Origin of the sequence: Pontibacter rugosus (assembly GCF_042678745.1) — a bacterium.
GTDB classification, from domain to species: Bacteria; Bacteroidota; Bacteroidia; order Cytophagales; family Hymenobacteraceae; genus Pontibacter; species Pontibacter rugosus.
In genome coordinates this window covers 1-10,600 of record NZ_JBHTLD010000180.1, presented here as the reverse complement: position 1 = coordinate 10,600, position 10,600 = coordinate 1, and the positions used below count along the sequence as shown (strand labels likewise).

Sequence of the window (10,600 nt, the reverse complement as noted above, 5' to 3'; positions counted from 1 at the left end):
ATAAGAACTTCCTGAAGCAGGCAGTATGGACTAAGGTAGCAGCAAGTTTCCTGCTAGTGATTAGTGCATGCGCCAGTACAACGCAAACAGCATCTACAGAGAAACAGGCAGAAGCCGTAAATGTAAATACTACCTTGCAGCGCCCTAAGCTGATAGTAGGTATTGTGGTTGATCAGATGCGTTACGATTATCTGTACCGCTACTGGAGCAAGTATGGCAACGATGGGTTTAAGAAGCTGCTTTCAGAAGGGTTTAACTTTAAGAATACACAGTACAGCTATGTGCCAACCTATACAGGACCTGGCCATGCCTCTATCTACACAGGCAGTGTACCTGCACTTAACGGTATTGTTGGAAACAACTGGTATGAGCGGGATCAAAAGAAGACGGTATACTGTGTAGAAGACAATACGGTACAAACAGTAGGCAGCAGCTCTACAGCGGGGCAAATGTCGCCGGCTAACTTGAAAACAACAACTATTACAGATGAACTTCGTTTGGCCACCAACATGGGAGCCAAGGTTGTAGGAGTTGCACTGAAAGACAGGGGCTCTATACTTCCGGCCGGCCATATGGCAAATGGTGCTTACTGGTTCGATTCACCGTCAGGAAACTGGATCACGAGTACGTATTACAGCCAGGAGCTGCCGCAGTGGGTGCAAGCCTTCAACAATAAGAAATTAGCGGATCAGTACCTGAACCAGCCATGGGAGACTTTGCTGCCGATAGAGCAGTATACTGAAAGCTCCGCAGACGATGTGCCTTGGGAGGGAAAGTTGAATAATGAGCAAAAAGCAGTTTTCCCACATGATGTGCCTGCCTTACGTGGAAAAGATTATGAACTGATTCGCTCTATACCAGCAGGCAACACCATTACCAAAGATTTTGCACTGGCAGCTTTACAGGGAGAAGAATTAGGGAAAGATGATGTAACAGATTTCCTTACCGTCAGCTTTTCGTCACCAGATTACGTAGGCCATACTTTTGGTCCTAACTCGGTAGAGGCAGAAGATGTATTTTTGCGCCTGGATCTGGAGCTGGCAGAGCTGATCAGCAAAATTGAGAATGAAGTAGGGAAAGGCGAAGTATTATTCTTTTTAACTGCAGATCATGGAGCCGCACACGTGCCTGCTTACATGGCAAGTGTAAAAGTACCCGCCGGTTTGTCATCATCCGGAGTTGTGCGTGATTCAGTAGATGCTTACCTTGACAAAACCTATGGCAAAGGCGACTGGGTAGAACGCTACATGAACCAGCAAATTTACCTGAACAGAAGTCTGGTGCAGAGCAAAAAGCTAAACCTGGCCGAAGTGCAACAGCGTGTGGCTGATTATGCCGTTCGTTTTGATGGCGTGTTGCGTACTGTTACAGCCTCTACTTTGCAAAACAGCAATTGGGGAGTAGGCATGATGGCAAGAGTGGAAAACGGCTATAACGTGAAACGGTCCGGCGATGTGATCATGCTGCTGGAGCCAGGTTGGTTTGAAGGCTACGGTGGCAGAACAGGTACAACACACGGCTCACAGGCTAACTACGACACGCATGTGCCACTGGTGTGGTATGGCTGGAAAGTGCCTGCCGGAGAGAGTGACGCAGAAGCTGCCGTATCTGATATTGCTGCTACTATTGCTGCCTGGCTGTACATTCAGGAACCAAACGGTAGCGTAGGCAGACCATTACAAGTATACATGAAATAACCATAGCGCCTGAAGAAGATAAAAGTTGACGGCGCGTTTAAACATTAAAGATGAATATGGAGAATATGGAGAACAACAATCCATGGCATAGTGTAAGCTATGGCGAAGCGGCGCCCGAAGTTTTGAGCGCAATCATTGAAATACCAAAAGGCTCAAAAGCAAAGTATGAATTAGATAAAGATAGCGGCATGCTGAAGCTTGACCGTGTTCTTTTCTCATCAGTAAACTATCCGGCTAACTACGGCTTTATACCACAGACATACTGCGACGATAAAGATCCCCTGGATATCCTGGTTATTTGCTCTATCGATGTACAGCCAATGTGCTTAATCGATGCCAAGGTAATTGGCGTGATGCAGATGATCGATAATAACGAAGAAGATGATAAAATCATTGCGGTAGCGTACAACGACATGTCTGTGCGCCACATCAATGATATTTCAGAGTTACCTCCGCATACGCTGTTAGAGATGCGCCGTTTCTTTGAAGATTATAAGAAACTGGAGAACAAGGAAGTAATCGTTGAACAGTTCCTGGGCCGCGAGCATGCTTACAAAATTATCCAGGACAGCATAGAGCTTTACAATGCTACGTTTGGCGAGCCAATAAAGAAAGAAAAGTCACTGTAGTAAAAAACATTCCCTGAAAAGCCTGGCCCGGAAATCTCCGGTGCCAGGCTTTCTGTTTTTTAGCCCTTACAGCCTCCTGTTTGATTGGCGGTTGATTTGTTGCGTAATTGCAGTATAAAATGGAGGTAAACCAACAGACCGGAACACAAGAGCAGCGGCCACTAAAGCGATGGTACCGGCTGCTGGAGGGGTTGTTATATAGCAGCGTCTTTATATCCTGCTGTGCCTTTGCCTTAACAGTAGAAACCTACCTGCTGGCACGCCTGCCGGTCTCTATTCCAATGGCTTCGTTTGTCTTTTTGGCCACATTGTTTACTTACAACCTGAGTAGCGTGCAAAGTATACTGCGCCGGCCGCAGCAGCTTATCGATGCAAACAATCCATTCTGGAGCCAACGCCACAAGAAAGAACTCGCTGTATTGGGTATGGTAAGTATAGCAGCGGCGGTAATCATATACTTTTGGTTTGATCTTCAGGTAAACCTTTGGTTTCTGCTGCACCTGGCTGTTATCTCCGTGGGATATACTGTGCCTATACTTTACAAACGGAGGCGGGTAAAACCGTTGCGGAGCGTGCCCCTGCTAAAAGTTTTCCTGATAGCGTATGTATGGGCAGTGGTAACAGCTATGTTTCCGTTGCTGGATGCGGGCATGCAGGTGTGGCAGCCAGAGGCACTGGGGCTTTTCTTTAGGCGCTTTCTATTTATACTTGCCCTTGCCCTTCTTTTTGATATCAGGGACTATACTTACGACCGGGACACCAATACCCTCACCTTCCCCGGCTGGATTGGCGTGCGCTATACTAAACTGTGCTCGCTAATGCTGTTGCTGCTGTATGTGCTGGTGCTGGTGTGTAGCGAGAGCGGACTTATACTTTGGGCTTTGGCTGCAAGTGCTGTCGGTGCGGCGGCAGTAGTAGCGTTTTCCTCTACAAGTAGGGCACGGATATACTACGTTATACTGGCTGATGGAGCTATGTTGCTACATGCAGGGTTGGTATTTGGAGCTATGGCATGGGCTGGCTAAGGTGCAGAAACGCCTTGGGCAGGTGATCTATTACATCAGATGCCGTCATAGAGATAGCACCTACTGTATGCAAAGCCAGATCAGCGGAGAGGCCATGTACATATACACCCAGCAGGCAAGCCTCCTCCAGCGTATACTGCTGCCCCACAAGGGCAGTGATGATGCCGGTAAGCACATCGCCAGTGCCCCCTGTGGCCATACCTGAGTTGCCGGTGGTATTGAAGTATACTTTCCCTTCTGGTGTGCCAATAGCTGTATGGCTGCCTTTCAATGTTACGTAACACTGGTACTCAGCACAGAATTCGCGCAGGTGCTGCAACCGGTCATAGTCATTTTTTACCTTTCCCACCAGCCGTTCAAACTCTTTCGGGTGAGGCGTTAAAATAACCTTGTTTTTTGGGAGCTGGGCCTTAAGCTTTTCACTTCCTGCAATGATATTGATGGCATCTGCATCTATCACCAAAGGCTGCTGTGCTGTAGCCAGTAACTGACCGATGGCTGTTTTAGTTACGCGCTCTGTACCCAAGCCCGGGCCAGTACCGATAACATCAAATTTGGTGATTTCGTTGGGTAGTTCAGACAGGTGCTTACGGTTTTTGTCTGTCAAGGTCATGGCCTCTGGAACAGCTGTCTGGAGTACGGTATAACCCACTTGCGGGGCCTGTATGGTTAAAAGTCCGACACCCCCTCGCAGGCAGGCACGTGCAGCCAGTACAGCAGCCCCCATTTTGCCAAAGCCTCCGCAAAGCAGCAGCGCATGCCCATATAAGCCTTTGTGCGAGAATTTCTTTCGAGGCTTTACCAAGTGTTGTGCATCTTGTTGCGTGATAAAGTATAACCCAGTTTCTACTTCAGATATAAACTGCTGGCTCAACCCTATTTTAACCACATGCCACTTGCCTACATACTGCTCATGCTGTGGGAGCAAAAAAGCCAGCTTTGGCAGTTCAAAACTGATGGTATATGCTGCTTTTATGATGGCACCCTCATCAGGTGTCTGGCTATCGGTGTAAAGGCCTGAGGGCATATCAACAGAAGTAATACAGGCACCACTGTCGTTAAGTATAGAAATCACCTGGGCATACAAACCTATAACAGGGCGGTTGAGGCCGGTGCCAAAAAGCGCATCAATGACACAAGTCTTCTGCTGTAGCTGAGGTATCTCCGTTTCCTGCTGAATGAACTGCGGCTTCAGGTCTTGTGGTAGGCGCTCCTGGTTAACTTTAAAATCATCAGAAGCGTTAGCAAGATCTCCTACCAAATATAGTTTTACATGGTAATTACGCTCATGCAACAAGCGGGCTGCTACTAGTCCGTCACCGCCATTGTTGCCCGGGCCACAGAAAATATGAACTTCCTCGGTAGGCTGAAATTTGTTTTCAAACCAGCAAGTAAAGGCTTTGGCTGCCCGTTCCATCAGGTCGGTAGAGGTAATGCCTTCTTCTTTTATAGTAAAAGCATCGGCTTCTCTGGTTTGGGCAGCAGTTAGCAATTTCATAGGTTATCGGGTAGGTTCAGCTAGATATACTACGTTCAGGTGCATTTCTGTTACAGAATAATGTTTTTGAAGGTGCAAGGCAACACGAATCACCTAAAGCCAATATGGTAACAGAAAGGAATGGGTGCGGATGCGAGATCTAAATGTAAGGCAGATAGTAAAAGCTGCAGGAGCAATGCGCTTCTTTTGCTGAAGCAGCGCATTTTATTACCAAATTGTTAACAAAATGCCAGGTGATGGCACAAAAACAAATAAATGTGAGTTTATAGGCTAAACCAAACCGTATCTAAACTTGAAAATCAAGCATAAACTAACAGTACACCTGTTGTGGATCACGTTGCTGGCTAACCCTGTGCTGGCACAAACACAACAGCCAAATAAAGTAGCAGGCTCTTTTGCTGATGCCTCAACCACACACCATACAGCCCCACTAGCCTTAGCCTTACAGGATACGGTGGCTGCTTCAGCTATTGCTACTCCTGCAGATACCATTTATCCGGGCCAGGAAAATCCGTTTACAGAGGCACAGCGACGAGAAGGGGAAACCAGGCGCTATTTAAAACGTGCCGTGCTTCCGGCTGTAGCGCTTATAGGTGCTGGTATCTATACTATACAAGGGAGCGGTATTATTAGCAGCTTTGATGCCCGTGATGCCCGTAACCGCAGCGTACCGGAGTTCAGCACCAAAGTTGATGATTACCTGTTCTTCCTGCCGGTGGCGTACCTGTATGGCTTTAATGCTTTTTCTTCTCAAAACCGCCACGAGCTTGGCCGCCAAACAGGTTTGCTGTTAGCTTCCGGCGCTTTAACATCAGCCTTGGTATGGCCCACTAAAAAGCTGACCGATATAGACAGGCCTAACGGCGACTCGCATGCTTTCCCCTCGGGGCACACCGCGTATGCCTTTACCATTGCCACCGTGGTAGATAAGGAGTTCAGGCACAAGAGCCCTTGGGTAAGCGTAGGTAGTTATGCCGTGGCAAGTGCCACAGGTGTGATGCGAGTACTTAACAACGAGCACTGGATGGCCGATGTGCTGGCAGGGGCCGGTGTAGGTATACTATCGGTGAACACCGTATACTGGCTGCACGATAAGTTTGCGAAGAATAAAGGACTAAATACAACTCTTGCCCCAACCGTGCTGCCTAATGGTAGGCCGGGCATGGGCCTGACGTTGCAGTTCTGATTTTATACTTACCAACAGGAAAAGGCGCTACGGGAGTAGCGCCTTTTCTTTTATCTTTACCAGATGCCACACTTCCGTTACCTCCTCCTTTTAAGCCTGTGCTTTATCTCTGCAGCCTCGCTGGCGCAACTACAGCAAGTGCAAGGCACCGTGCGCGATGCTACCACTGGTGAGCGTCTGCCTTTTGTAAGTATAACAGTGAACGAAGGAGAGACTGGAACCACTACAAACCTGGAAGGAGAATACCGCCTGCGCCATCAGCAGCCTATCCGCAGCATGCGCTTTAGCTTTGTTGGATATTTACCCCTGATGCTGTATCCTGATTCTGTAGCAAGTATTAACGTGCAGCTACAACCGACCTCAGCACAGCTACAGGAGGTAGTGGTGTTAGGAACAGGAGAGAACCCAGCTCACCGTATCATCCGGCTGGCCACGCAAAACCGGGAGCAAAACAGACTGCAGCGCCTCAACAGCTACACGTACCGCACCTACAATAAATTTATACTTACCGCCAATGATGTACAGGAGCAGGAGCTGCGCGATACCTTGCAGCTATCGCCACGCGATTCAGCCTATATGCGGATGCGGGACCTGCTACAGAAGCAGCACCTTTTCCTGCTGGAGAGCGTTACAGACTATGCTTACCTGCAACCGAACTTCACCAAAGAAACTATACTTGCCACACGTGTGTCGGGGCTGCAGCAGCCAAGCTTTGGTATGGTGGCCGCCGAAGCCAGGGATTTTTCTGTGTATGATGATCTGCCTGTATTTTTTGGAAAGCATTACCTCAGTCCGCTAAGCCCGGGTAGTACCCGTAAGTATAAATTTGTGCTGCAGGAAACGCTGGAACAGGGGCAGGATACGGTATTTGTCATTTCATTTACACCGGAGCAGGGGAAAAACTTTGAAGGCCTGGAAGGGCTCTTATACATTAACAGCAACGGATGGGCTGTGCAAAATGTAATTGCAGCCTCGGCAGGAGATGATGATAAGCGCGGCATCAAACTGCAGCAACAGTATGAGCGGGTAGGGCCGCAGCAAAAATGGTTTCCTACGGAGCTGGATGTGGAGCTAACAGTACCGCAGATCACTCTAAGTGGGCACCAGCCTTACGCCCACATGCGAACTTATATTACAAACATCAACCTAAACCCAGACCTGCGGCGCTCTGAGTTTGGAGTTGTGGCCCTGAAGCAGAACCTAGACGCCAACCGGCAACCTGAAAGCTTTTTCCAGGATTACCGCCCCGATTCTCTGAACCAATTGGAGCAGCGCACCTATGCACGCCTCGACAGCATAGGCCGTGCGCAAAAGCTGGACCGCACCATCCGGACAATGGAGTACCTGATGAACAAGCAAATCCCGATAGGCGTGCTTAGCCTAGACCTAAACCGCCTGCTGAAAGTGAGCAACTTTGAGGGGCTGCGGTTAGGGCTGGGGGCATATACCAATGATCGCCTTTCGGAACGGTTTAAAGTAGGTGGCTGTTGGGGTTACGGCTTTAAGGATGATGAGGCCAAGTATGGCGCAGATGCCGCTGTTATACTTTCGCAACCAATGGCGCTACAGCTAAAAGCCGTTTATTTCGAGGATGTGCTGGAGACGGGAGGCCGTCGACTGGCCTTTGAGGAAGAGCGTGGCTTACTAGGTAACCTGCACCGTGCCATGCTACCGGACATGGATTATACGACCCACAAAAGTATAGCGCTGCGCGGGCGCATTTTGCGCTATGTACAGGCGCAGGCGCAGCTTCGGCAGGAAGAGCGCAGGCCAACCCTATTGGCGCAAGAAGACAACACGCCACCGGAATTTAATCTGACAGAGGCGGTGGTAAGCATACGTTATGCTCCCGGCGAAAAGTATATGCAGCAGTTTAACCGCCTGTTGCCTATGCCGCAGCAGGAGCATCCGGTGCTATGGCTACAGTACACCCGGGGTTTTAATGACTTTTTAGAAGGTGACTATGCCTTTCATAAGTATGATGCACGCTTGCAAACATCTTTCCGCCACCGCACCTTTGGCGAGAGCAGGTTTATACTTGCGGCAGGCTTGGTGGAGGGAAATGCGCCACTGGTGGCTCGTTACAATGGCTATGGCAGTTATAATCCAGACTATAGAGTATACGCCGGAGAAGGTTTTGAAACCATGCAGTCTTACGAGTTCTTCTCCGATAGGTACGCTGCCCTGTTCTTTTCTCAGAATTTTGGAAAGCGCCTACTGAACACCCGCTTCTTTGCTCCTGACCTGGTGGCAGTAACAAACATAGGTATCGGCAGCTTAAATCAGCCATTGCCTGACCTGCCAGAAAATTCTATCAATAGCATGCGAAAAGGTTTCTTCGAGTCAGGTCTGATGCTGAATAACATCATCAGTTCTGCCTTTAGTGGAATAGGCGTGGGTGCCTTTTATCGCTACGGACCGTATGCTTTAGAGAAGAGCAAAGATAACCTGTGCATTAAGCTTACGGCCTCGCTGTTGTTCTAGGTGTAGGCACTTGCTTTAGATATTTTTAAAGAATTGTAGTGGCTGGTATTATTTTCGTGGTAATTAAGCAGTAAGCCGAACAAATTTTAAATATTTACGCATGCTTTTCGGAAAATATATAATTTTGTGAGAACCAATTAATCCCGTTACCTAAAATGACTGTTTCTAAAATGGCGCAGAACCTGATTGGCTCCGAAATTATTCGGGTGGCTGGTGAGGTGAACGCAATGATTGCCAAAGGCGAGCCTATCTGCAACCTGACTATTGGCGACTTTAACCCTAGTATTTATCCCATTCCAGAGGAGCTGCGCAAAGGTATAACCAAAGCCTATGAGCAGGGACATACCAATTATCCACCTGCTAACGGTGTAGCTGTGTTACGCAAAGCAGTGGTGGCTTTTACACAAGAGCACTTAGGCCTGACTTATCCAGAGAATGATATTCTGGTAGCAGGAGGTTCTCGCCCGCTGATCTATGCGACGTATATGGCTTTGGTAGATCCAGGTGATAAAGTGGTATACCCTACACCATCATGGAACAACAACCACTACTGCCACCTTTCCGGAGCAATGCCAGTAGAGGTGAAAACACGCCCGGAAAATAACTTTATGCCGACAGCTGACGACGTAAAGCCGCATTTGAAAGGTGCTACGATGCTAGCCCTGTGCTCTCCGTTAAACCCAACCGGTACCATGTTCTCCAAAAAGGACCTGGAAGAAATTTGCGACCTGGTGTTGGAAGAGAACCGCAGCCGTAACGAAGGCGAAAAACCGCTTTATCTGCTTTATGATCAAATCTATTGGATGCTGACTTTTGGTGCCGCCGAACATTACGACCCAGTTAGCTTACGTCCTGAAATTCGCGATTATACTATTTACATCGATGGCACTTCTAAATGCTTTGCTGCCACGGGTGTACGTGTAGGCTATGCCTTCGGCCCAGCTGTCGTGATGGATAAAATGAAGTCTATACTTGGCCACGTAGGCGCGTGGGCTCCTAAGGCTGAACAAATGGCAACTGCTGAGTTTTTGCAGCAGCCAGAGGAGGTAAACAGCTTTATGAGCGAGTTTAAGCCGAAGGTGCAGGAAAGCTTGACGGTGCTGTATAATGGATTCAAGGAGCTGAAGTCAGATGGATACGCTGTGGATGCCATTGAGCCAATGGGTGCGATCTACCTTTCGTCCCAGATGGATTTAGCGGGTAAGACTACGCCGGAAGGGAAACTGCTGGAGACAAGTCAGGACATTACCTTTTATGTGCTGCATGAAGCAAAGCTGGCAGTAGTGCCATTTTCAGCCTTTGGCTCAGGTAAAGATCTTAACTGGTTCAGGTTATCGGTAGGAGGTGCTTCGCTTGAGGATATCAAAGCATCCCTGGGCAGGCTACGCGATGCGCTGGCAAAGCTGAAGTAGCAAGTCTCAAGTATAAGTTATACTACAATGGAAAAGGCAGGTGCGAAAGCTCCTGCCTTTTTATTTTTTACTTAATTCCAGGTATAAAGCCAAGGCGGCTTTGGGTAAAATAGTAGTAACTCTGTTGGGAGCTAATCAATAATGATCTGGCGGTTTATACTTTCTTCTAAAGAGATAAGTGTTTCCGTGCGCTGCACTCCTTCAATGGGTTGTAGTTTTTCGTTCAATACCCGGCGCAGGTGGTTCGTGTCGCGGCAGATTATTTTGGCAAACATGCTGTAGGAACCGGTGGTGTAGTGCAACTCCACAATCTCAGGAATCTCCCGCATCTTCTCAACCGTTTCTTTATACTCTGAGCCTTTCTCTAAAAACACACCTATAAAAGCGCAAATATCAAAGCCAACCGCCGATGGGTTTACCAGCAGGTGCGCACCTTTCACTACGCCCATTTCAGTTAACTTCTTCATTCGCACATGTATAGTGCCGCCTGATACACCCAGTTCCTTGGCTATGTCTGTATATGGGCGCATTACATCCAGCATCAGCAGGCTCAGAATCTGCTTATCCAGATTGTCAATTTCGTAATTCATAAACTCCTATACTTGCTGTAATTAACAATGTGGTAAATATAACGCTAAAAAATTAAAAATTTTCCAATCAATAAAAATA

General features: G+C 48.0%; 8 protein-coding genes. 6 read left to right on the top strand and 2 right to left on the bottom strand.

All coding sequences use genetic code 11. From position 1 onward, the window contains the following. From pafA to ACFQ2O_RS16550, 3 genes are all read left to right on the top strand, one after another. Positions 1 to 1,697, top strand: a 1,697-nt coding sequence (gene pafA, locus ACFQ2O_RS16560; RefSeq protein ID WP_377530244.1) for an alkaline phosphatase PafA, incomplete at its 5' end; no start/stop codon positions are given. Positions 1,698 to 1,747: 50 nt separating this feature from the next. Continuing rightward, a complete protein-coding gene (locus ACFQ2O_RS16555) occupies positions 1,748 to 2,326 on the top strand; it encodes an inorganic diphosphatase (RefSeq protein WP_377530239.1) in 579 nt (192 codons plus the stop codon). Between the two features lie 119 nt (positions 2,327 to 2,445). Then, positions 2,446 to 3,351 carry a hypothetical protein gene (locus ACFQ2O_RS16550; protein WP_377530236.1) on the top strand — a complete coding sequence of 302 codons (906 nt, stop codon included), beginning with the start codon at positions 2,446 to 2,448 and terminating at the stop codon, positions 3,349 to 3,351. On the opposite strand, the gene ACFQ2O_RS16545 is transcribed toward ACFQ2O_RS16550, so the two are convergent. Beyond that, positions 3,332 to 4,849 carry an NAD(P)H-hydrate dehydratase gene (locus ACFQ2O_RS16545; RefSeq protein ID WP_377530232.1) on the bottom strand — a complete coding sequence of 506 codons (1,518 nt, stop codon included), beginning with the start codon at positions 4,847 to 4,849 and terminating at the stop codon, positions 3,332 to 3,334. The genes ACFQ2O_RS16550 and ACFQ2O_RS16545 overlap by 20 nt on opposite strands. 292 nt (positions 4,850 to 5,141) lie before the next feature. On the opposite strand from ACFQ2O_RS16545, the gene ACFQ2O_RS16540 reads away from it, so the two are divergent. The 3 genes from ACFQ2O_RS16540 (at position 5,142) to ACFQ2O_RS16530 (ending at position 9,931) form a co-directional block, all read left to right on the top strand. Further along, positions 5,142 to 6,035: a phosphatase PAP2 family protein gene (locus ACFQ2O_RS16540; RefSeq protein ID WP_377530225.1), complete on the top strand. Its 894-nt coding sequence runs from the start codon at positions 5,142 to 5,144 to the stop codon at positions 6,033 to 6,035. Positions 6,036 to 6,098: 63 nt separating this feature from the next. After that, complete coding sequence (locus ACFQ2O_RS16535) at positions 6,099 to 8,519, top strand: DUF5686 and carboxypeptidase-like regulatory domain-containing protein (RefSeq protein WP_377530223.1); 2,421 nt, start codon at positions 6,099 to 6,101, stop codon at positions 8,517 to 8,519. A 155-nt stretch (positions 8,520 to 8,674) separates the two neighbouring features. Further along, entirely contained in the window at positions 8,675 to 9,931 is a 1,257-nt protein-coding gene (locus ACFQ2O_RS16530; protein ID WP_377530220.1) for a pyridoxal phosphate-dependent aminotransferase, read from the top strand. Positions 9,932 to 10,062: 131 nt separating this feature from the next. On the opposite strand, the gene ACFQ2O_RS16525 is transcribed toward ACFQ2O_RS16530, so the two are convergent. Beyond that, on the bottom strand, positions 10,063 to 10,521 hold the full coding sequence (locus tag ACFQ2O_RS16525; RefSeq protein WP_377530216.1) for an Lrp/AsnC ligand binding domain-containing protein: 459 nt from the start codon (positions 10,519 to 10,521) through the stop codon (positions 10,063 to 10,065). Positions 10,522 to 10,600 lie beyond the last annotated feature (79 nt).

Bases quoted from the DNA above. Each gene is read 5' to 3' on its own strand.
- ACFQ2O_RS16555 (WP_377530239.1), top strand. From the start codon at position 1,748: ATGAATATGGAGAATATGGAGAACAACAATCCATGGCATAGTGTAAGC.
- ACFQ2O_RS16550 (WP_377530236.1), top strand. From the start codon at position 2,446: ATGGAGGTAAACCAACAGACCGGAACACAAGAGCAGCGGCCACTAAAG.
- ACFQ2O_RS16545 (WP_377530232.1), bottom strand. From the start codon at position 4,849: ATGAAATTGCTAACTGCTGCCCAAACCAGAGAAGCCGATGCTTTTACT.
- ACFQ2O_RS16535 (WP_377530223.1), top strand. From the start codon at position 6,099: ATGCCACACTTCCGTTACCTCCTCCTTTTAAGCCTGTGCTTTATCTCT.
- ACFQ2O_RS16530 (WP_377530220.1), top strand. From the start codon at position 8,675: ATGACTGTTTCTAAAATGGCGCAGAACCTGATTGGCTCCGAAATTATT.
- ACFQ2O_RS16525 (WP_377530216.1), bottom strand. From the start codon at position 10,521: ATGAATTACGAAATTGACAATCTGGATAAGCAGATTCTGAGCCTGCTG.